Raw genomic sequence first — 22,154 nt, forward strand, 5'->3', positions numbered from 1 at the left:
ATAAAAAAAAATACAAAAACACCCCGCAACACCCCCCCTCTTTTATCCCCCCCCCCCCCCCCCCCCCCCCCCCCCCCCCCCCCCCCGGGGGGGGCCCCCCCACGGCGGCTTGCTGCACTGGGGCGTGCTGAGGCTATTTGCCCATGGACTGCGCGATCTGGCTCATCACCGTTGAATCGGACAGCGTGGTGGCATCGCCGACCTCGCGGCCCTCGGCCACGTCCTTGAGCAGGCGGCGCATGATCTTGCCCGAGCGGGTCTTAGGCAGTTCCGGAACCACCAGCACATGCTTCGGCTTGGCGATCGGGCCGATGTCCTTGCCCACGTGGTTGCGCAGGGTCGCCACCACATCCTCGCCTTCCGCCGGCTCGGTCTGCAGGATCACGAAGGCCACCACGGCCTCGCCGGTGGTCTCGTCCTTCGCTCCCACCACGGCGGCCTCTGCCACGTATGGGTGGGCGACCAGCGAGGACTCGATCTCGGTGGTGGACAGGCGGTGCCCGGAGACGTTCATCACGTCATCCACGCGGCCCAGCAGCCAGATATCGCCATCGGCGTCCTTCTTCGCACCGTCGCCAGCGAAGTACATGTTCTCGAACCGCGACCAGTAGGTGTCCTTGTAGCGTTCCATGTCGCCCCAGATGCCGCGCAGCATCGCTGGCCACGGCTCGCGGATGACCAGGAAGCCGCCCTCGCCGTCGGCCACGGATTCGCCAGCTTCATCCACCACGTCAATGGCGATGCCCGGCACGGCCACCTGGGCCGAACCCGGCTTGGTTGCGGTGACGCCCGGCAGCGGAGCGATCATGTGCGCGCCGGTTTCGGTCTGCCACCAGGTGTCCACGATCGGGGCCGGGTGTTCCTTGCGTTCGCCGTTCTTGCCGTTGTTGGTGCCGATGGCATCGCGGTACCACATCCATGCTTCCGGGTTGATCGGTTCGCCCACCGAACCCAGCACGCGCAGGGAAGACAGGTCGTAGCCATCGGGGATCTCGCGGCCCCACTTCATGAAGGTGCGGATTGCGGTGGGCGCGGTGTACAGGATGGTGACGCCGTACTTTTCCACCAGTTCCCACCAGCGGCCCTGGTGCGGGGTATCCGGGGTGCCCTCGTAGATCACCTGGGTGGCGCCGTTGACCAGCGGCGCGTAGGTGACGTAGGAATGGCCGGTCACCCAGCCGATGTCCGCGGTGCACCAGTACACGTCGGTTTCCGGGTGCAAATCGAAGGTGTCGCGGTGGGTCACGGCGCCCTGGGCCAAGAAGCCGCCGGTGGTGTGCACAATGCCCTTGGGCTTGCCAGTGGTGCCCGAGGTATACAGCACGAACAACGGGTGCTCGGAGTCGTGGGCTACCGCAGTGTGCTCGGTGGCGGCGGTGCCGACGACGTCATCCCACCACTTGTCCAGTGCGCCGAATTCGGTGGGCTCGCCGTTGCGCTTGACCACCAGAACGTTTTCCACGGTGTGGCCCGGTGCTTCCAGCGCCGCATCGACTGCCGGCTTCAGCGAGGACGGCTTGCCGCGGCGCCAGGTGCCATCGGCGGTGACCACGAGCTTGGCGTCCGCATCATCGATGCGGCTGCGCAGCGCGTCGGCGGAGAAGCCGCCGAAGACCACCGAGTGGATGGCGCCGATGCGGGCGCAGGCCAGCATGGTGATGACGGCTTCCGGGATCATTGGCAGGTAGACGGCCACGCGGTCGCCCTTGGCCACGCCCAGGGATTCGAAAGCGTTGGCGGCCTTCTTGACCTCTTCGGTCAGCTGCGCGTAAGTGTAGGTGCGGGTATCGCCCGGCTCGCCTTCGAAGTAGATGGCGACGCGGTCGCCCAGGCCGTTTTCCACATGGCGGTCCAGCGCGTTGTAGGCCGCGTTGAGCTTGCCGCCGACGAACCACTTGGCCACCGGTGCCTGCGACCAGTCCAAGGTTTCAGTGAAATCGGTGTCCCAGGTCAGTACCTGGCGTGCCTGGTCCGCCCAATAGCCCAAGCGGTCTGCCTTGGCTGCGTCGTAGCGGGCCTGCGTTGCGATGGCCTGATCGCTGAAGTCCTTGCTCGGGGCAAAGGAACGGGTTTCGGTCGACAGGTTATCCAAGGTTTTCGAATCACTCACTGGGTTCGCGTCCTTCCGCGTAGTCACAAATATTTCCCTGTGATCAAAGTTACATCCTCCAGCAGGGCCGGTGTGCTTTGTGTCACCGGGAAAGGGGAAATGGGGTAATTTGTGCGCCGAGCGGTTAGCTGCACGCGATGAACAGCACGCCAAGGTGGTGTCCAAGGGTGAAAACTTCACGCCCTCATGACACGATCTAAAGCGTGGCGAAGAAATTGGACAACGAAACCGAGCTGGGGCTGAAGCGCCGGGCACGCAAGATCAACCGGGAACTGGCGAAGGCCTACCCCTACGCGGTGCCCGAACTGGACTTCGAGAACCCCTTCGAACTGCTGGTAGCCACCGTGCTCTCCGCGCAGACCACCGACGTGCGGGTCAATGCCATCACTCCAGCGCTCTTCGCCCGTTTCCCGGACGCCCACGCAATGAGCCAAGCCGAACGGGGCGAGCTTGAGCAGCTGATCCGCCCCACCGGTTTCTTCCGCGCCAAGACGGACTCCCTGCTCGGGCTATCCGCCGCCTTGGTTGAACGCTTTGACGGAGAAGTGCCAGCCAAGCTCGAAGAGCTGGTGAAGCTTCCCGGGGTGGGACGCAAAACCGCCAACGTCGTGCTGGGAAATGCCTTCGGTGTTCCCGGAATCACCGTGGACACCCACTTCGGGCGCCTGGCCAACCGCTTTGGGTGGACCGATGAAACCGATCCGGTCAAGGTCGAGCACGCGGTGGGGGAACTGTTCGAAAAACGCGACTGGACGATGCTCAGCCACCGCGTGGTCTTCCATGGCCGCCGCGTCTGCCACTCGCGCAAACCTGCCTGCGGGGCCTGCGCCATCGCCAAGCTTTGCCCCTCGTTCGGCATCGGCGAGGAAATACCTGCCAAGGCCACAGCGTTGCTCAAGTATGAGCTCGCACCAGGACGGGAAGAATTGCTGGCGAAAATGATCGCCGGCGCAACCCGCCGCGAGCTGAGGGCTGAAGGATACGGATTGGACGCATGAGCGCGCGCTTGGAACTGGAAAAAGTAATTGCCCGCCACACGGCACAGGTCGGGGCAACGCAGAAACTGCCCAGCGAATGGGTGATGAGCGATATCGAGCTCGGTGCTGCGCGCCGTGCCGCGGTACTGATCCTGTTCGGTGCTGCCGGCGAAGCGGCCCTGGAGCCGCACTCCCGGGCCGGCGATCTGGACGTGCTGTTCGTGGAGCGCGCCGCGACCCTGCGCAAGCACGCGGGCCAGATCGCTTTCCCCGGAGGCGGCATCGACCAGGAGGATTCGAGCGTTGCCGACGCCGCCTTGCGCGAGGCGTGGGAGGAAACTGGCGTGGACACCTCCGGGATCGAGGTCCTGGGCACCTTGGGGGAAACCGAATTGCCGGTTTCGAACTTCCTGGTCACCCCGGTGATTGGCTGGTGGCATACCGAATCCAGGGTTTATCCGGCTGACCCGGCCGAAAGCGCCGGCGTATTCCGCGCCCCGGTGGCGCACCTGCTGGAGCCGAGGAATCGCCTGACCGGCGTGGTGCAGCGCGGCAATCAGAAGTTCAAGTCCCCGGCCTTCGATTTTGAAGACCGGATCATCTGGGGCTTCACCGCGATCGTGCTGGACAGGCTGTTCAACGAGCTGGGTTGGACCCAGCCGTGGAACAACCGCCGTGAACTGCGCATGGCCTGAAGCCGGCTACTTCGCATCCGCGTAGTTCCCGGAGATCGCAACACTGACCGGGAAGCGCGGCGAGGCCTGGCCGAACAGGGAACGCCCGGCGAGCATGGCCGCATGCCGGATGAGCTCCTGCAGTTGCCCAGCCAATTCGGTGGGGCATTCAAAGACGATTTCGTCATGGACAAAGAACACCTGGCGGCAGGTCTGGCTCCACCCGGCCTGATGGATCAGGTGCCGTGCGTGGCCCATCCACACCAAAGCCCACTCCGCGGCGGTCGCCTGTACGACAAAGTTCCTGGTGAACCGGCCGCGGGCTCTCGCCGCGCCGTCAGCAGCCCGCTGCGATGCTTCATCGTTGGTAGCTTTCTGCGCCTGCAGCCACTGCTCATCGGCTGGCGGGCAGCCGCGGCCGAGGAAACTGCGCACGCCTTCACCTTGCTCGCCGGCAAGAGCTGCCTGTTCGACAAAACGCATGGCGGTGGGAAAACTGCGGGTCAGGGCCGCACCCACTGCACCTGAAGCACCGCCGCCACCGCCGTAGATGACCGAGAGCATGCCCAGCTTGGCCTCATCTCGGGAAGCCACGAGCTGGGCATCGAGCAGCCACTGGTACAGGTCATCTTGCTGGCCTGCTTTTTGCAATTGCTGGTCATTGGAAATAGCTGCCAGGATTCGAGGTTCCAGTTGCCTCCCGTCGGCCACCACAAACGTCGAGCCGGGACGGGTGCGCACGACCTGCCGGATGGAATGCGGCAATTGGAGCGCCCCGCCACCAGAAGCGGCCCAGCGTCCTGAAGTCACCGTTCCCAGCACATAATGCGGATGGAAACGGCCGCCTTTCACCCATTGATCCAACCACGCATCACCATGGGTGCTGGCAAGACGCGAGAGTTTCTTGTATTCAAGAACCTCAGAAATCAATGGATGCTTGATCTGCTCCAGTTCCCAGGCCCGCACCGAGCTCACCGCGAAACCGGCCTTATGCAGGGCGCGCAACAGCTCCTGCGGCGAATCCGGGTTGAGCCCGGGACTGCCTAATGCCTTGGCCAATTGCTGGGCCTTGGCCGCGAGTTTCGGCGGCCGTCCATAGTCGGATACGCGTTCGCCCAATTGCTCGCGCAGCAGGGCGCGGTGTCCGGCTTCATCCCACGACAAACCGGCCGCTTCCATCTCGCAGGCAATCAACGCACCTACCGATTCGGCGTGGATCAATAATTCCAGACGCTGACGGGTGCTGGGATCCTGCGGCAACGCCTTGCGCTGGGCAACGTACATGGCTACGAGCTCGGAAAGGGATTCGCCGGAGGTCGGGGCGGCAAAGAGCGCATCCTGGTTGGCCCTTTCGTGAGCCTGAACTGGTCGTTCAAGATCGAAGTCTTCGAGCTTTTCCTCACTCAGCGGCGAGCGGTGCAAGATGCGTTGGGCCAAGGAGAGAATGCAGGCCTTGGCCAGATGAACACCCGCAGAAACAAGTGGCTGCATCCACGGGGTGGTGCGGAGCATGGCCCATCGGGGCGAATGCCGTGCTTCGATTTCGGCAACAAATCCGGCAAAATCATCCCGGGATACCGAGACGACCGGCTGCAGCGAGTTGCCAGAATACTGGTCGCGAAGATCGATCAGGGCATAGCCATCAGGATCGGCAGCAAGGAAAGCGATGGCACTCATGGATCTATTGTGCCGTGCCAGCGGCCGATATCCCCAGTTGGTTGGCGAGCGGCACGCAAATGATTAGGCAGATGCCACGCTCGATGCATGAAATGGCTATCAGAGTCCTCATCGGCTAAACCGCTGAAGGACACCCAACGATTCGTGATGACTGAACTGGATTTCGCGCAGGCGCCTCCGAACAGCACCAGGAGGCCGGCAGCGGCTGACCACACGGCGGAAGATGAACCGATCTGCACCATCGTGAGCAACGATGCACGGATTATTGAGCGATGCGCAGTGATCGCGGTCGGCGCGGCGGTGAGAATCAACAAATGCACCGACCCGCAGCTGCTGCCCGCCGATGGTTCTGGGCCGGTGCTGTGGGGCAGCGACATGGCAGCACTAGCCGAAAATACGAGCCGGCCGGTGGATGTCCTGGTCGGTCTGGAAGATGGCGAGGCCATCGTGTGGAGCTTGGCCAGCAGAATTCCCAAGGCAAGGGTGGCAGTTTTGCCCTCGGCCAGCCAATGGCTCGGCGAGTACCTGGGTCTATGGGCCATGAGGGCAGGGCATGGACACACACTGGCACTGCATTCCACAGCAGGCGGGCTGGGAACAACGACCCTGGCCCTGTTGCTGGCGCATGCCGGGACATTAAGTGGTCTTCGCAGCGCCATGATTGATCTGGATCCGCATTCCCAGGGCGCTTGGCCGCTGGTTTGCACCCAACCGCCAACGGGAATTGGATGGGAAGAATTGCGGCAATCCGGTGGCGCGCTTGCTGCTCATCAACTGGCTGAAACGCTGCCGAAGCTTCGCGATACCGCGATCTTGACCTGGTCCCAGGCAAGCAGAACGCATGAGCTGGAGGACCAGCTGGTGATCCGCCTGCTGGCCGCCGCCCGGCAAGGATTCGATCTGGTCGTAGTGGATGCCGGGCGCGCACCGCATCCGCAACGGCTGGCACTGAACCAATTCATAGACCGGAATATCGCCACTGTCAGTTCGCTGACCGTGCCAGCCTCTGGGGAAGTGGTGCTGTGCGGGGAACAGAAACTACGCAGCACCCCTGCGGGTTTTCCTCAGATTCTTGGTGCCTTCCCCGATTTTCCCCGGATCAGCAAAGCGATCGAGCGCGGCCAATTATACGACAGTTTCAAATCCCGGGCATTGCGCCAGCACCTGTCCAACCTCTGCCTGATACCGCAAATGAAGGAGCAGCACCCATGAGCCCGGGCCGGCATAGCCACAACGCCAACCCATCAACGGGCGGGCCTGTGCTGGATGCCAAAATCCTTGAATCCGTGCGTGAACGCGCATTGCTCACCGGCGGGCAGCTTGATGCGATTGCCTTGGCAGGAGCCGTTCACGACTCCGGCGCGGCTCTGGGTTCCCAAGGTGCCGCACAATCGCTGGAATCGCTGCAGAACGAAGTGGCAGGATTATCAATCCTCGAGCCTTTCGCACAGCGGCCCGAGGTGACCGATGTCCTGGTCGACGGGCAAGGGATGGTCTGGACGGATTCTCCGGCCGGCCTGCAGCCCACCGAATTCCGGTTTTCTTCCCCAGAGCAGGTTCGGACCCTGGCCGTCCATCTTGCAACCCTTGCGGGCCGACGGCTCGATTCAGCTAGCCCGTTCATGGACATGAGCTTGAAGAATTACCGCGTCCACGCTGTACTGCCTCCAATTGCCACAGCCGGACCGCTGATCTCGATTCGCGTCAAGCGCAGTGCCCAGCTCGAACTGGGCACCGTCCTGGAAGGATCGAACGGGTTCTGGCTACCGCTGCTTCAAGCCATCGTGGAACGCCAGATGAACTTCCTGATTACCGGAGGAACAGGCAGCGGCAAAACTACCCTCCTGCAAGCCATGCTTGCCGAAGCCAATCCGCGGCACCGTCTGGTCATCGTGGAAGACTCGCAAGAACTGCATGTACCGCACCCGCATGTTGTGTCCTTGCAAACCCGGTCGGCCAACGTCGAATCTGCCGGCCAGGTGCAGCTGAAGGATTTGGTTGTCCAAGCCCTGCGCATGCGCCCTGACCGTCTGGTCGTTGGCGAATGCCGTGGGGAGGAAATACGCGATTTTCTGGCAGCCATGAACACGGGGCATCAGGGAGCCGCAGGCACCATGCACGCCAACAACCCGCAGTCAGTTCCGGCCCGCTTGGCGGCGCTGGGTGCGCTCGCCGGATGGAGCGTGCAGGCGACTTCGTTGCAGGCCTCCAGCGCCTTGGATCTTGTCATTCACATGAACAGGGGGAGCCAAGGGCAGCGCGGACCGGTGGCCCTTGGATGCCTGGACACCGGTAGCGATGGCCAGATGCACATGCGGCGCCTGATAGACCTGGACGCCGCCGAACCGCTGGCCGACTACGGGCACAACTTCCTGGCGAACAGATTTGGCCCATCGCTCACGTGCACCATTGCCAAGGCGCTAGGCGATGAGCACGCCAAGGAGCGTTGACCAATGCTGATCCTCATCTTTGGCGCACTGGCCTTGTGGCTGTGGATCCCCGCGCACCCGGCAAGCAAAATCAAAGCGGGTTCCCTGCGCAGGCTCCGGGATCGCGGGGCGGAACGCCACACGGACGATGACCAGGTACTGAGCACCGATGCCCGCATCATTCGTGAACTCTCGGCGCTGCTCCGAAGCGGATTGGATTTCCATCCCGCAGTTGATGCGTTGCTGGAGGCCGAGGACGACAGCGGGAACATCATCCGAGCGCTCAAAGACCTCCAAGCAACGCATCGGCTAAGCAACAGCGCTCCCGGACCCGGTCTTCCGGCGGAGCAGGGACAAGGTCCAGCGGTGCGACGACTGCACTGGTGCCTGGAACTCTCCGAACGCAGCGGCGCAAGCCTTGCCGATGTGCTGGAACGGCTAGCCGAAGACCTCGAATGCGCCCTAGTAGCCCAGCAAGCATTCGAGGCGGCTATGGCTGGCCCGAAAGCAACGACTAAGTTGCTGACATGGCTTCCACTAGTCGGGTTTGGATTCGGTCTGCTTGTGGGCATTGATGTTCTGGGCACAATAGGCCGATCATGGGCGGCGCAACTCAGCGTGCTCATTGGAGCATTGCTGTGGATCGCCAACCGGATCTGGTGCCGGCGGCTCATGCAGGCAACCACTAGCCAGGCACTGTCATGATCGTTCTGATTCTGCTTCTAGGGGCGCTTTCCATCGCTTTGGCATTAGGACGGCCCAACTCGAAAAGTCGAGAAGGCAAGGCGCCGCAGTGCCTTGGGAAAAGACGGCAGGAAGATGAAAAACCTGTCGAGCTGATCCTGGATCTGAGCGCCAGCCTGTTGGACTCGGGGATGCCCATCACCGAGATCCTCGATCTGCTCGGTCACAGCATTGAACAGTGCGCGGTGCTGCGCAGCGTAGCGCGCTGCTTGGAAATGAACATGGCGTGGGACAAAGCCTGGGAAGCCGTTCCGCCCTGGCTCGACCCGCTGCGGAAAGCACTGCACTTTGCCCACATGACCGGAGCGCCGGCAGCCAATCTGCTACGAAATACCGCGATTCTGCAACGCCGTGAACATGCACAGAAAGTCGCGCGCCTCGGAGCACAATTCGGTACCAGGCTCGTACTGCCTCTAGGGGCCTGCGCACTGCCGGCTTTCATCGCCCTGGGCGTGGTTCCACTGATCATCGCGCTATTCCCCAGCTACCAGTAATCCCCGGCCGAAGGTTATGCCCAGCTCGTAGGAAACCCATGTTGCTGCCCGCGGCGCTCGCCGATGGTAGAAGCACAACATCCACGGTATCGACGCCGGGGATGACAGTCTAGAAAGGACAACACAATGAACCGACGGTTCCGGGAAATCAGGGATCTGCTGCGAGAAGAGCAGGGATCCACCACCGCCGAATTTGCTATGGTCACGCTGGCTGCCGTGGCTTTTGCCGGCTTGCTGATCAGCATCCTGTCCAGCGGCGACGTACGTGGCATGCTGATGGGCCTGATTACTAAAGCGCTGTCGCTGTAGGCCATGAGCTTCAGCGACGAATCGGGTAGCAGTACCGCCGAATTTGCGGTGCTGCTACCCGCGGTTGCCATGATGCTGTCCTTGGGTTTGTGCTTGGGTGTCGTCGGGATCCAGCAGATCCAAGTTCAGCAGGCAGCCGGTGCCATGGCCAGGGAATTGGCCCGCGGCGAGGACGATGCAACCGCTCGCGCCAGCGGCGTGAGGCTGGCAGGAAGCCAAGCCCGTTTCTCGCTCTCAACAGCCAACGGCTACTGGCAGGTTCACGTCAGCAAATCGGTGAGCCTTCCAATCGTTGGCAGCCTTCAAATCCATGGACAAGCCAGTGTGGCCGTCGAATGAAAAAGCGGCGGAGCCTTCGAAGCGAACAGGGTAGCGGAACGGTCATGGCAACAGCGCTCGTGGTTGTTGCACTGCTAATTGCCGGTGCCGTTTTAGCATGGGTTGCAGCAACCCGAGCCGCGATGCAGGCTGCCAGCGCCGCCGATCTGTCGGCGCTGGCTGCTGCGGATACGGCCCGCGGGTTGCGCCCCGGGGACCCCTGCACAGTTGCGGCGTTGTTGGCCGAATCCAACGGTGCACTGCTGGCAGCATGCACGGTGGAACCCGACGGCCAGTCGGTGCGCGTTACGACTAACGTTCCTGTCGGATTCCGTGCCCTGGGCATAGAACTGTATCTGGCCGAAGCCCAGGCACGGGCGGGAGCACCGCCACTGGATGCACCGGGGCGGTGAGCATGGCGGAAGCGGTTAGCGGTGGTGCGCTGGCTCCACGTCGTCAAGCACGGCCGTCAACAGCAAGATCGCTCCAGCCTTGTCCAATGGATTATTGCGGTTACCGCACTTGGGGGACTGCACGCAGCTTGGGCAGCCGTGCTGGCATTCGCAGGCCTCGATGGCATCCCGGGTGGCCCGGATCCAATCGGTGAAGCGCTCGAAACCACGCTCGGCGAATCCAGCACCGCCAGGCTGCGCGTCATAGACGAAAATTGTCGGATGGCCGGTATCCATGTGTAGCGCAGTGGATACTCCGCCGATATCCCAACGGTCGCTGGTAGCAACCAGCGGCAGCAACCCGATCATGGCATGCTCGGCAGCATGCAAGGCTCCGGGGAACTGATCTACCTCCAAACCAGCTCGAAGCAATCGCTGCTCGGTCAGGGTGAACCAAATGGACTTGGTATTCAGATCCCGGGCTTCAAGCTCCAACGGTTCTTCGGACAGCACTTCATTAGAAGCCACCGACTTCCGCTGGAAAGACACGACCTGGGTGGTCACAGTGACTTCACCGAAATGAATCGTCAGTTCTCGGTGGTTACGGCTGCGTTCCTCGGAATCAATGGCAACCGTGGTGAGATCACGCGCCGTGGTGTAGTAATCAGGATTCACCCGAGTCACGATCACCACGTGGTTCTGCTCATCAAGTTCTTCCACATGGTAGCTGGCACCCTGATGGACGTAGATGGCCCCGGGATGCGCCTGATAATGCGTTTGCGGGGAATCCATCGTGCCTAGCAGAGCGCCGGTTTCCGCATCGATGATGTCCACTGGTCCACCGCCATCGGCCCGAATGGAGAACATCCCTGCCGCATGTTGCGGATGCGTCCAGAACCATCCAGCCGGGCGCCGGCGCAAGTAGCCGCGTTGCACCAGCGAATCCAGAAGCTGTTCGGTCTGCGGACCGAAAATTTCCAACTCCTCCGGGCGCAGGGGAGATTCTTGCGCGGCGGCGCAGAGGTGGCCGCTAAGCACATACTTATTCTGCGGATCAAAGACTGTCGCTTCGACACCCAAATCGAAGATGGCTTCGGGATGATGTGCCAGGTAGGTGTCCAACGGATCTTCAGCTGCGACAAAGATCGCCAGCGCATCCTGGCCCGAACGTCCGGCACGGCCGATTTGCTGGAAGAACGATGCGCGGGTGCCTGGCCACCCAGCCACCACTACCGCGTCCAGCCCCGCAATATCGATACCCAGTTCCAGCGCCGAAGTTGAGGTGACACCCAGCAGCTCGCCACTGCGCAATTGCTTTTCCACCTCACGGCGTTCATTAGGCAAGTAGCCCGAGCGGTACGCTGCAAGCCGGACGGATAGATCCGGTGCAAATTTTTCCAGATGCTTGCGGGTGAGCGTTGCGATTGTTTCAGCACCGCGGCGGGACTTGATGAAGACAATGGTTCGAATATGATCAGCCATCAGATCGGTGAGGATCGAAGCGCTCTCGGCGATGGCGGTACGCCGTACCGGCGCACCGTTTTCACCGCGGTGATCACTCATCGGAGGTTCCCACAAGGCCATCACCAGTTCACCGCTGGCGGAGAAATCGTTGGTCACCGCTTGAGCTGGCGCCCCAATGAGACGCCCGAAGGATGCTTCGGGGTCTGAGCTCGTCGCGGACGCACCGATGAAGACCGGGCAGCTGCCGTAATAGGCGCAAATGCGACGCAACCGGCGCATCAGGTTGGCTACGTGTGCGCCAAAGACCCCACGGTAGGAATGGGCCTCGTCGATAATGATGTAGCGAAGGCGCTTGAAGAATCTGGACCAGGCCGGATGGTTGGGCAGGATGCCGCGGTGCAGCATATCTGGGTTGGTGAAGACGAAGTTGGCGTGCTGGCGTACCCAAGCACGGGTGGCCTGGTCGGTATCGCCATCGTAGGGAGCGGCTCGGACCCCGGGAACGCCTAGGGACTCCACAGCGGAAAGCTGGTCGGCTGCCAGTGCTTTGGTTGGGCAGATATAAAGCACCGATGCACCGGCATCAGCATCGTTGAATCCGCTGTCCTTCGCCTGGTACAACTGTTCCAGACTTGGCATCAGGTAGGCCATGGACTTGCCTGAGGCGGTACCGGTGGAAACTATGGTGTGGTGGCCCTCGTGGATGAGGTTGGCTGCTTGGGCCTGGTGCAGCCAAGGCTGCTGGATGCCCAGTCCCTGGAATATCCCAACTAGTTCAGCGCTGAGCCACGCTGGCCATTGGCTGGTGATCTCGTCTTTGGCAGTCCTGGTGCGGCGGTGCACCACAGCATCGGGATCATTGGTCCGGTCATAGGGATCTAAGAGAGAACGCACTGACTTCACGAGGACGCCTTCCGGACCGAGAACTGCTGGAGTTAAAGACTATCGCCGTGCTTGACGCGGAAGCGTCAAGCACGGCGATAAGAGTAATCTTGGAGGCCCTAGGCCTTGAACATGACAACCTTGCCCAGCGAAGTCCAGCCCAGCGAAGCGTAAAGCTGCTGGCCATCGACCGAAGCGATCAACAGGCCTTCATCAACATCGTGTTCTTGAGCCAGCGAAGCCAGCGCACGCATGATCAGGGTACCTAGGCCCTTGCGGCGGAAATCGGCGCCGGTGATGATGCGGTCGAAGATTGCGTATCCGCCAACTGCTGAGACATGGCCGGATGCCGCAACGACTTCCTGGTTGTCCTCGGGATGCAGCGAAACGTAGGCATGAGTGCCATCGCGTTCAATCTGGAAGACGAACCCGTCTGCAGGCAGTGGGACCTCGACGTCGTGCACGGCTAGTTCGGTGACCATCAGTGCTTCGTCATCGGCAGTGACCTGCAGGCCTACTTCAGCCGCAATGGCAACCAGATTCTCGGCGGAGTCGTCGAAAGCCGTCAGCCGACGGTTCGGGTGCTTCGTCAGGGTCTCGGCTACTGCTGCGAGTTCCTCTTTGGAGGGACCATAGATGACGTATTCCCAGTCTTCAGTGGTGTCGTGGCGCAGCGCAGCGTGGACCCGTCCTTCGTTGCGGGTTTCATAACCACGAGCCCCAGCCCAGCCTGCTACCCAGGTGCCAATCAGTTCATCGCTTGCGTTTGATGCCATAATTTGACCCTACCTTGTCTTTCCTAGGAATTAGCTGACATTGAACTAATCGTTGCCTACTTGGAACTATTGCACTGGCCGAGAGCCCGATATTTTCGGGAAAGATCAATGTGACATTGCTCTTTTCCTCGGCGTTTCGCGGCCAAAAGCTACTAACATTGTAGGGTGGCCATTCATCGTATTGTTCTGTATTACGCTTTTACTCCGCTCCCAGACCCGGAGGCAATCCGCCTTTGGCAGCGCTCGCTGCTGGAGCGCTGGGGCTTGCGCGGACGCATCATCATCTCCAAAGACGGCATCAACGGCACCGTTGGTGGCGAGATCTCCGCAGTCAAGGCCTACGTCAAGGCCACGCGAGAACTGCCAGCTTTCAAGAAGATGGATATCAAGTGGTCGGAAGGTTCGGCAGAAGACTTCCCGCGTATCTCCGTCAAGGTTCGCGACGAGATCGTGACCTTCGGCGCTCCTGGCGAACTGGAAGTTGACGAGAACGGTGTTGTCGGTGGTGGCACCCACTTGCGCCCCGAAGAACTTCACGAGCTGGTTGACAACAAGAAGAAGACCGGCGAGAAGGTCCATTTCTTCGATGGCCGCAACGCATTCGAAGCGCAGATCGGCAAGTTCAAGGACGCGATTGTCCCCGAAGTGGACACCACCCGCGATTTCGTTGCCGAGCTGGATTCGGGCAAGTACGACCACCTGAAGGACCAGCCGGTGGTCACCTACTGCACCGGCGGCATTCGCTGCGAAGTGCTTTCGGCTTTGATGGTCAAACGCGGATTCCAAGAGGTGTACCAGATGCAGGGCGGCATCGTCCGCTATGGCGAGAAGTACGGGGATGAAGGCCTATGGGAAGGCTCTCTCTACGTTTTCGATAAGCGCATGCATACCGAATTCTCCGAAGACGCTGTCACCATCGGTGAATGCGTGGGCTGCCAAGGTCCAACCAACAAGTTCGAGAACTGTTCGGACCCGGCCTGCCGCAACCTGCGCCTGTTCTGCGAGGACTGCGCAAAGGACGAAGCACTGCGCCGCTGCCCAGACTGCAGCACCGTAGACGCCTAACTTCAGCTTTCACCAACCGCGGCCTGGACTTTCCATAAGTCCAGGCCGCGTTTTCTATGCGGTCACCTTCGGCCACATTCCGCGCGACGCATCCTTGACGTCGACCTGTTCCACCTCGGTCCGGTAGATTCTCAGCCCTCGCGCCTGGTAGTTCGGTAGCGCCGCCGGTCCGTCCAGTGAGCAGGTATGCAGCCATACCCGGCTGACCTCAGGCAGCTGCGGCCATCGTGAACCCAGGGCCCAGGCCTGTTGCAGTGCTTCGCTGAGCAGCACCCCGCCAAGGCCGCGGCCGGTAGCTTCGGGAAATAAGCCGAAGTAGAAGATCTCGACCTCGCTGCCGGCGTCCGCGACTTCCGTGACGAGCTCCACGTACCCCTGGGGAGCACCGTGCTGGTAGAGCACCCAGGTTTCTGAGCCCGGGCGTCGGAGCACTTCGTCCCACTGGTCTCGGGTCGAACCCAGGCGGTCAGACCAGTTCAATTCGCTGCCCACGCTCTGATACAGAAACCGCGAAAATTCCGGGGTGATCTCCTTGGCCAGCTCGATCCGGGCGTCCTCGGGCAAGGACTTGGCCGAGCGAATGACATCAGCGGAGTCGAGTTGCTGGAGATAGGTCACCGTTACTTGGGTCATGCCCACATCATAGGTCGCCGTAGTTTGCCTGGCCTAGCTATCACCCGTTGAGTTACTCGGTAGACTTGGAGGTGTGAATGCTGCTGAATTTTCTTCCATTGATGACGCTCCCCAGAGCTACAATCAACTGCTCATCGACTCGCTAGCCAAAGACCTCACTGATGTCGGGTACAACTATGAAAATGTTGCGGGGCTGCTTGGTGAGGAAGCTGCGGCAGCATTTGCCCGCGACCAGCTCCACCCTGCCTTGCGAAACCTGGATCGTAGCAGGCCAGATAGCTCGCTTGCCTGTGTGGTTCGCCTCTTCCAAATGGGCCAGACCCAGGAAGACGCGGCCATCAATGCCGCCTTCCCGACATTGAAGACCGACGGATTGCTCAAGCTGGGCCTGATCGAGTCCTGGGCTACCGGTTACCGGGCCAAGATTGCCCTGGCGCTGCATTCCTCCGATGCTGACGGTGAATTGTGGGTGGCCCACGACCTGGGTGCCCACCAGCGTCCCGGCGTGTTGCGCACCGACCATGTGCTGGGCATTGGCCAGGCGTCCCTGACCCTGGCGCAGATCACGATCCGCGAAAAGGTCGAGCGCGCACTGGACTTGGGTACCGGCTGCGGCATCCAGCTGTTCCATCTGCTATCGCACGCGGAGCATGTTACGGCCACAGACCTGTCGGCCCGAGCCCTGGGCTTCACCCGCTTCAACCTGATGCTCAACTACCAGGCCCTGGAGCTGGATCCGGATAACCTCGAATCGCGGGTCACCCTGCTCCAGGGAAGCCTGTTCGATCCGGTGGCTGGATCCACTTTCAACCTGATCGCCAGCAACCCGCCGTTCGTGATTACCCCGCGAAGCAGCAACGAGCGCGCCAAGGACCGGTTCACCTACCGTGATGGCGGGATGGCCGGCGATACGCTGGTGAGCACCTTGATCGAGCAGGCTCCTGGCTTCCTGGCGCCGGGTGGCTGCATGCAAATGCTGTCAAACTGGGAGATTCCTCGCCTAGATGATGAATCCAACCAGCCGTGGGATGCCCGCGTGCGCCAGTGGTTCGGCGACCAGCTGGACGTATGGGTGATCGAGCGCGAGCAAACAACGCCAAGCGGCTACGCCGAGACATGGCTGCGCGACGCTTCCCAGACCGAGGACAGCACTTCATACATCTCCGCCTACAACGCATACCTCGATGACTTCGAGTCCCGCGGCGTGGGTGCCATCGGCTTCGGTCTGGTGTACTTCCGCCGTCCAGCCGCAGGCCATCCGGTACTGCAGCGCTACGAGCAGATCTCGCACCAGGTGGAACAGCCGCTGGCCCCGACCCTGCAGCGGGACATTGCCATGTCCGACCAGCTGGCCGCCGCCAATGAAGGGTTCAAGGATTGGCACCTGCTGGTGGCCGAGGATGTTACTGAGGAGCGCCATCAGCGTCCGGGGGCGGAGCACCCCGGCGTGATCTTGCTGCGGCAGGGGGCAGGGCTGCGCCGTACTGAATTGCTTGATACCGCGCAGGCAGGATTTGTTTCCGCCTGCGATGGTGATTTGTCGGTATCGCAACTAGTCAACGCGTTGGATTCCTTGATTGGAGAAGGGCAAGAAGACTTCGCGGACCTGCTTTATGAAGCAGTGAAGCGACTCTTGCGACATGGCCTGCTTCAGAAAATGTGAAACAAGCGCTAAAGTTTTTCCCTATGACACGGAACACAATTGAGGAACAAGGTGGGGCCGCCTCGCGCGATGAGGCGGAAATCCCACAAGTTGTCTCGATCACTGACCCTCAGGCGATTCGAGCGTTGGCCCATGACGCTCGACTGATCGTCTTGGATGAGCTCTTTGCTTCGCAGACCACCCGCACCGCTACAGAACTTGCATCCTTGTGTGCGCTGACACCTAGCGCCATGAGCTATCACCTCCGGGCCCTGGAGAAGTACGGGTACGTGATTCGTGCTGCCAGCGAAGGAGACGCACGCGAGCGGCGGTGGCGAGCGGCTGGTGAACGGCTAGAGCTGAACACGCAGATCGACTCGGCGAACGCCAAAACTGCGTACTTGAACGTGCAATTGAACGCATTCCGCACCCGGCTCAATGCTGAAGTCCAGCGGCGCGAGGCAGAAGCGAAGACCGGAATCGCTCCGGACCCGGATCGTCCGCCGATGCTGACTAGCGGTTTGGTCTTCCTCTCGGAAGCCAAGCAACGCGAGTTCAACCGCAGAATGCTGGATCTGGTCTACGAATACGAGGCACAGGCAACAGCCGAGGAACGCAGTATTGATTCGCGGCGTATGTTCTACTTAATCTCATTGCTTCCCGAATACCAGAGCATGGGGGAGGCATCATCATAAGTATGCCCGGCTCAGGGAGCGCAGATTCTTCGGTGTAAGATCATCGGGAAATGTGCTTATAGAGTAGGCATGAAGAACGAAGCTGCGATGGCGGATCGATCAGGGCCCGGAAATGGGTGTCCTAGGTCCGTGTTGTCTAAAGGAGTGCTGTGCCCCCCAAGGCCAAGGAAAAGACTGGTAAGAAACTCGTAATCGTGGAGTCTCCTGCCAAGGTGAAGTCGATCGCCAAATATTTGGGTGAAGGCTTTGACGTGGATGCCTCAGTGGGCCATATCCGCGACCTTCCGCAGCCCTCAGAACTGCCAACCGAGCTGAAAAAGACCTCAGTAGGCAAGTTCGCTGTCGATCTGGACAACGACTTTGAGCCTTACTACATGGTCTACCCGGACAAGAAGAAGCGCGTTTCCGAACTGAAGGCGAAGCTCAAAGAAGCTGACGAACTTTACCTCGCAACCGATGCGGACCGCGAAGGCGAAGCCATCGCGTGGCACCTGCTGCAGGTCCTGAAGCCAAAGGTTCCGGTACGCCGCCTGGCATTTACCGAAATCACCAAGGAAGGCATCGCCCGCGCACTGGAAAACATGCGCGAGCTCGATACCGACCTCGTCGACGCCCAGGAAACCCGCCGTGTCCTGGACCGCCTCTATGGTTACGAAATTTCACCGGTGCTCTGGCGCAAGGTGGCTCGCGGGCTGTCCGCAGGCCGCGTGCAGTCCGTGGCAACCCGTTTGGTCGTCGAGCGCGAACGCGAACGCATGGCCTTCATCCCCGCCGGATACTGGGATGTGAAGGGCAACTTCGCCACCAGTGAAGGCGAAGGCTTCGCAGCGAAGCTCTCGGCAGTGGACGGCGCCCGTGTCGCCTCCGGCCGTGACTTCGATGACCGCGGCCAGCTGAAGACCACCCGCAATAAGCTGGCCCACCTGGATCAGGAGTCGGCCCAGTCGCTGGTGGCGAACCTGTCGGACACCGGCTTTGCGGTGACCTCCGTCGAGGACAAGCCGTACACCCGTCGTCCGGCCGCCCCTTTCACCACCTCCACGCTGCAGCAGGAAGCATCCCGCAAGCTGCGCTGGAGCTCCAAGATCACCATGCAGATCGCTCAGCGGCTGTATGAAAACGGCTACATCACCTATATGCGTACCGATTCGGTCTTCCTCTCGGGCGAGGCAGTGAATGCCGCGCGCAAGCAGGCAACCGAACTGTATGGCGCGGATTCCGTTCCAGCCAAGCCGCGCGTCTACAAGGCGAAGAACGATGCCGCGCAGGAAGCCCACGAGGCAATCCGCCCGGCCGGTGACATGTTCCGCCGCCCGAAGGACGTGCGTTCCTCGTTGTCCAAGGACGAGTACGCATTGTACGAGCTGATCTGGAAGCGCACCGTCGCCTCGCAGATGGCCGATGCCAAGGGCTTCACCGCCACCATCAAGCTGCAGGGCACCGCCAGCGATCAGCGCGTGGCCGAGTTCTCGGCCTCCGGCACCGTAATCACCTTCCGCGGTTTCCTTTCCGCCTATGAGGAGGGCAAGGACGAACAGGCCCTGGAAGCCGCGGCAGAGAATGCCGAAGCCCGCCTGCCGCAGCTGGCTGTGGGCCAGCAGCTGGCCGGCGATGAGCTGACCGCTCTAGGCCACGAAACCTCCCCGCCGGCTCGTTACACCGAAGCTTCGATCGTGGCCGAGCTGGAAAAGCGCGAGATCGGCCGCCCGTCGACCTACGCGCCAACCATCTCCACGATCATGGACCGCGGCTATGTCACCAAGCGAGGCGGCGCCCTGGTGCCGAGCTGGATCGCCTTCTCGGTGATCCGCTTGCTCGAAGAGCACTTCGCGAAGTACGTGGACTACGATTTCACCGCCCGCCTGGAAGATGATCTCGATGAGATCGCCAAGGGCCATCGTGCCCGCACCGACTGGCTGAACCTGTTCTACTTCGGCAAGGGCGCGGAGACCGAATCCGAAGGCTTGAAGCATGTGGTCGATAACCTCGGCGACATCGACGCCCGTGCGATCAACTCGATCAAGGTCACCGACGACATCACCTTGCGTGTGGGCAAGTTCGGCCCGTACCTGGAACGTGCCATCCCGGAAGGCGCCGAGGAAGGCACCGAGCCGCAGCGCGCCAACGTGCCTGAGGATCTGGCCCCGGATGAGCTGACTGCCGAAAAGGCAGAGGAGCTCTTTGCCAACTCGCAGGTCTCCGAAATGCACTTGGGCATTGATCCGGAAACCGGTCGCCAGATCGTAGCCAAGGATGGCCGCTACGGCGCCTACGTCACCGAGATCATCCCGGAGCCAACCGAAGAGGAATTGGCGGCCCAGCCGGTCGAGTACTACAAGAATGGCAAGCCGAAGCCGCCGAAGAAGCCAACCAAGGTCAAGCCGCGCACCGCGTCGCTGTTCAAGTCCATGACTGTCGAATCAGTGACCTTGGAAGATGCCCTGAAGCTGATGAGCCTGCCTCGTGTACTGGGTGCTGACGCTGACGGCGAAGAGATCACCGTGCAGAACGGCCGCTTCGGTCCGTACCTGAAGAAGGGCAGCGATTCGCGCTCGATCGAGAGCGAAGAGCAGATCTTCACGATCACCTTGGACGAAGCGCTGGCGATCTACGCGCAGCCGAAGCAGCGTGGCCGTCGTGCCGCGGTACCGCCATTGGCCGAGTTCGGAGTGGACCCGACCAGCGAGAAGAACATCGTGGTCAAGGATGGCCGCTTCGGTCCATACATCACCGACGGCGTCACCAACATCACTGTTCCGCGCACTACCTCCATGGAGGAACTGACACGCGAGCAGGCTATCGAGCTGCTGGCCGACAAACGTGCCCGCGGACCGGTGAAGCGCACGGCAAAGAAGGCGCCGGCCAAGAAGCCAGCAGCCAAGAAGACCCCGGCGAAGAAGGCTACGGCCAAGAAGACGACCGCGAAAAAGACTGACTAGTCTTTCTTGCCAGGCCTAACGAGGAGCGCACCATGAGACTCGGTGTATTGGATATCGGTTCGAATACCGTTCACCTGTTGCTCGTCGATGCATATCCGGGAGCCCGCCCGGTTCCCTATGCCTCGCACAAGCGACCCTTGTCCTTGGTGCGCTACCTCAATGAGTATGGCGCCATAACTGAAGAGGGCCAGCGCGAGCTGATCTCCTTCATCAAGGAAGCCGCCAAGTTCGCCGATAACCACCAGGTTGAGGACTTCATGGCTTTCTGCACTTCAGCGATTCGCGAATCCTCCAACGGTGCTGCCGTCCTGGAACGCGTCGAAGTCGAGACAGGCGTGAGCTTGATGGAACTGACCGGCGAAGAAGAAGCCGGCATGACCTTCTACTCCGTACGCCGTTGGTTTGGCTGGTCTTCGGAATCCATCCTGAACCTGGATATGGGCGGAGGCTCGCTGGAGCTGGCCTTGGGCGTTGACGAGTTCCCGCAAACAGCCTTCTCCGTGCCCCTGGGTGCCGGCCGGCTGACCCGCGAATGGCTTCCTAACGACCTGCCGTCCATCAAGGAAGTCAAGGAACTGCGTACGTACGTGCGTGACGTTCTCACGGACCCGACTACCGAGCTGCGCCAGTATGGCAAGCCCACCTTGGCCACCGCTACTTCCAAGACTTTCCGCTCGCTGGCTCGCATCACCGGAGCCGCGCCGAGCACGGAAGGCCCCTATGTTAAGCGCGTGCTCAATCGTGACGCATTGAAATTGTGGACCAACCGATTGACCGCGATGAGCTGGGCTGAACGGGCAGAATTGCCCGGTGTCTCGGAGATTCGCGCCCCGCAACTGCTTGCCGGGGCGATTGTCGCTCACGAAGCGATGAATGCCTTGAAACTGAAATCTGTGCGGATTTGCCCTTGGGCGATTCGTGAAGGCTTGATGCTGCGACGTTTTGATCACGTGATGTTTGACTCTGCGACACCGCTCAGTAGTAGCGTTGGAGTTGGGGAAGTAGCTCTGGATAACGAGAAGTACAAATTTCTCGCCAAACCCAGCAGCTAACCTTCTTGGCTAAGCGGTGCCCGCACAGTGGACACGGTAACAGGAGGCAAGAGCATGGAAGACCAGAAGAGCACAATGAAGGTGCCAGTCACCCTCTCTAGCGCGTCAGTTTATCCGCTGACCGTCCATGACGCCTTCGCGATGGCCAAGGACGTGGGATACGACGGGCTGGAAGTGCTGATTACCGGCAACGCAGCCAGCCAATCTGCGACCGCGCTCAAAGCCTTGATGGACAAGTACCAACTGCCGATCATGGCCATCCACGCACCGACACTGCTGCTCACCCAGCAGGTGTGGGGCTCTGCTTGGGCCAAGATCGAACGTTCGGTCATCCTGGCCCAAGCGGTCGGCGCAAATGTGGTTGTCGCCCATCCGCCATTCAGGTGGCAGGGCTCCTACGCCGAAGAATTCGCCGAAGGCGTGCAGCGATTGGTTGAGACCACGGGGATGAAAATCGCCGTGGAAAACATGTACCCATGGCGTGCCCGGGGCCGTGAAGCGAAAATGTACCTTCCGCACTGGAACCCAGTCCCGCAGCACTACCAGCATGTGACCTGGGATTTCTCCCATGCGGCGATTGCCAATATGGATTCGCGCCAAGCCGTCGAGGACCTGGGCCAGCGACTGGCGCACGTTCATCTGTGCGATGGTTTGGATAACGGCAAAGACGAGCACCTTGTGCCAGGCCTGGGCACCCAACCGGTGGCCGAAACGCTGCAATATCTGCGTGATGCCAATTGGAGCGGAACCGTAGCGGTCGAGGTCTCCACACGCAAAGCTCGGAACACCGGGCAAAAAGAAGAATGGCTGGGAAAGACCCTAGAATTTGCCCGCCAGCACTTAACAGTCGGCAGCGACCCCAAGCCAATGACACAATAGCCA

Annotated in this window: 20 protein-coding genes; 15 read left to right on the forward strand and 5 right to left on the reverse strand. The window is 61.1% G+C overall.

Annotated elements, in window-relative coordinates:
- Positions 1-133 precede the first annotated feature (133 nt).
- Positions 134-2,110, reverse strand: a complete 1,977-nt coding sequence (gene acs / locus ACIOU9_RS00770; protein WP_105656978.1) for an acetate--CoA ligase — start codon at positions 2,108-2,110, stop codon at positions 134-136.
- Positions 2,111-2,313: 203 nt separating this feature from the next.
- On the opposite strand from acs, the gene nth reads away from it, so the two are divergent.
- Complete coding sequence (nth, locus tag ACIOU9_RS00775) at positions 2,314-3,108, forward strand: endonuclease III (RefSeq protein WP_105656977.1); 795 nt, start codon at positions 2,314-2,316, stop codon at positions 3,106-3,108.
- The gene (locus ACIOU9_RS00780; protein WP_105656976.1) at positions 3,105-3,782 is read left to right on the forward strand and encodes a CoA pyrophosphatase; all 678 of its coding nucleotides are present in this window, start codon (positions 3,105-3,107) and stop codon (positions 3,780-3,782) included. The genes nth and ACIOU9_RS00780 overlap by 4 nt, the downstream gene beginning before the upstream one ends.
- A gap of 6 nt (positions 3,783-3,788) precedes the next feature.
- Here the strand turns inward: ACIOU9_RS00780 and ACIOU9_RS00785 are convergent, their stop codons facing one another.
- Positions 3,789-5,438 (reverse strand): bifunctional 3'-5' exonuclease/DNA polymerase, encoded by a 1,650-nt coding sequence (locus tag ACIOU9_RS00785; RefSeq protein WP_133833573.1) that lies wholly within the window; start codon positions 5,436-5,438, stop codon positions 3,789-3,791.
- Positions 5,439-5,525: 87 nt separating this feature from the next.
- On the opposite strand from ACIOU9_RS00785, the gene ACIOU9_RS00790 reads away from it, so the two are divergent.
- From ACIOU9_RS00790 to ACIOU9_RS00820, 7 genes are all read left to right on the forward strand, one after another.
- Positions 5,526-6,650, forward strand: a complete 1,125-nt coding sequence (locus tag ACIOU9_RS00790; protein WP_133833574.1) for a hypothetical protein — start codon at positions 5,526-5,528, stop codon at positions 6,648-6,650.
- On the forward strand, positions 6,647-7,888 hold the full coding sequence (locus tag ACIOU9_RS00795) for a TadA family conjugal transfer-associated ATPase (RefSeq protein WP_133833575.1): 1,242 nt from the start codon (positions 6,647-6,649) through the stop codon (positions 7,886-7,888). Before ACIOU9_RS00790 ends, ACIOU9_RS00795 begins: the two co-directional genes overlap by 4 nt.
- 3 nt (positions 7,889-7,891) lie before the next feature.
- Positions 7,892-8,572, forward strand: coding sequence for a type II secretion system F family protein (locus ACIOU9_RS00800; RefSeq protein WP_133833576.1), 681 nt, complete (start codon positions 7,892-7,894; stop codon positions 8,570-8,572).
- Positions 8,569-9,105, forward strand: coding sequence for a type II secretion system F family protein (locus tag ACIOU9_RS00805; RefSeq protein ID WP_133833577.1), 537 nt, complete (start codon positions 8,569-8,571; stop codon positions 9,103-9,105). Before ACIOU9_RS00800 ends, ACIOU9_RS00805 begins: the two co-directional genes overlap by 4 nt.
- Positions 9,106-9,231: 126 nt before the next feature.
- Positions 9,232-9,414 carry a DUF4244 domain-containing protein gene (locus ACIOU9_RS00810; protein ID WP_105656970.1) on the forward strand — a complete coding sequence of 61 codons (183 nt, stop codon included), beginning with the start codon at positions 9,232-9,234 and terminating at the stop codon, positions 9,412-9,414.
- Positions 9,415-9,417: 3 nt separating this feature from the next.
- Complete coding sequence (locus tag ACIOU9_RS00815; protein ID WP_105656969.1) at positions 9,418-9,753, forward strand: TadE family type IV pilus minor pilin; 336 nt, start codon at positions 9,418-9,420, stop codon at positions 9,751-9,753.
- Positions 9,750-10,145 carry an Rv3654c family TadE-like protein gene (locus tag ACIOU9_RS00820; protein WP_133833578.1) on the forward strand — a complete coding sequence of 132 codons (396 nt, stop codon included), beginning with the start codon at positions 9,750-9,752 and terminating at the stop codon, positions 10,143-10,145. The genes ACIOU9_RS00815 and ACIOU9_RS00820 overlap by 4 nt, the downstream gene beginning before the upstream one ends.
- A gap of 15 nt (positions 10,146-10,160) precedes the next feature.
- On the opposite strand, the gene ACIOU9_RS00825 is transcribed toward ACIOU9_RS00820, so the two are convergent.
- Both ACIOU9_RS00825 and ACIOU9_RS00830 read right to left on the reverse strand, forming a co-directional pair.
- On the reverse strand, positions 10,161-12,491 hold the full coding sequence (locus ACIOU9_RS00825) for a DEAD/DEAH box helicase (RefSeq protein ID WP_133833579.1): 2,331 nt from the start codon (positions 12,489-12,491) through the stop codon (positions 10,161-10,163).
- 98 nt (positions 12,492-12,589) lie between these two features.
- On the reverse strand, positions 12,590-13,246 hold the full coding sequence (locus ACIOU9_RS00830; RefSeq protein ID WP_105656966.1) for a GNAT family N-acetyltransferase: 657 nt from the start codon (positions 13,244-13,246) through the stop codon (positions 12,590-12,592).
- A 165-nt stretch (positions 13,247-13,411) separates the two neighbouring features.
- Here ACIOU9_RS00830 and ACIOU9_RS00835 point away from each other — a divergent pair, with 165 nt between their 5' ends.
- Positions 13,412-14,311 carry a rhodanese-related sulfurtransferase gene (locus ACIOU9_RS00835; RefSeq protein ID WP_105656965.1) on the forward strand — a complete coding sequence of 300 codons (900 nt, stop codon included), beginning with the start codon at positions 13,412-13,414 and terminating at the stop codon, positions 14,309-14,311.
- Positions 14,312-14,365: 54 nt separating this feature from the next.
- Here the strand turns inward: ACIOU9_RS00835 and ACIOU9_RS00840 are convergent, their stop codons facing one another.
- Entirely contained in the window at positions 14,366-14,944 is a 579-nt protein-coding gene (locus ACIOU9_RS00840; protein ID WP_105656964.1) for a GNAT family N-acetyltransferase, read from the reverse strand.
- Positions 14,945-15,017: 73 nt separating this feature from the next.
- Between ACIOU9_RS00840 and ACIOU9_RS00845 the strand changes: the two genes are divergently transcribed.
- The 5 genes from ACIOU9_RS00845 (at position 15,018) to ACIOU9_RS00865 (ending at position 22,151) form a co-directional block, all read left to right on the forward strand.
- Positions 15,018-16,607, forward strand: coding sequence for a methyltransferase (locus ACIOU9_RS00845; RefSeq protein WP_388063441.1), 1,590 nt, complete (start codon positions 15,018-15,020; stop codon positions 16,605-16,607).
- 23 nt (positions 16,608-16,630) lie between these two features.
- The gene (locus tag ACIOU9_RS00850) at positions 16,631-17,281 is read left to right on the forward strand and encodes a helix-turn-helix transcriptional regulator (protein WP_105657083.1); all 651 of its coding nucleotides are present in this window, start codon (positions 16,631-16,633) and stop codon (positions 17,279-17,281) included.
- A 149-nt stretch (positions 17,282-17,430) separates the two neighbouring features.
- The gene (gene topA, locus ACIOU9_RS00855; RefSeq protein WP_133833581.1) at positions 17,431-20,220 is read left to right on the forward strand and encodes a type I DNA topoisomerase; all 2,790 of its coding nucleotides are present in this window, start codon (positions 17,431-17,433) and stop codon (positions 20,218-20,220) included.
- Between the two features lie 32 nt (positions 20,221-20,252).
- Entirely contained in the window at positions 20,253-21,272 is a 1,020-nt protein-coding gene (locus tag ACIOU9_RS00860; RefSeq protein WP_402695847.1) for a Ppx/GppA family phosphatase, read from the forward strand.
- A 54-nt stretch (positions 21,273-21,326) separates the two neighbouring features.
- Positions 21,327-22,151 carry a sugar phosphate isomerase/epimerase gene (locus ACIOU9_RS00865; protein WP_332485932.1) on the forward strand — a complete coding sequence of 275 codons (825 nt, stop codon included), beginning with the start codon at positions 21,327-21,329 and terminating at the stop codon, positions 22,149-22,151.
- Positions 22,152-22,154 lie beyond the last annotated feature (3 nt).

This window comes from Glutamicibacter sp. NPDC087583, assembly GCF_044743685.1.
Classification (GTDB): domain Bacteria; phylum Actinomycetota; class Actinomycetes; order Actinomycetales; family Micrococcaceae; genus Glutamicibacter.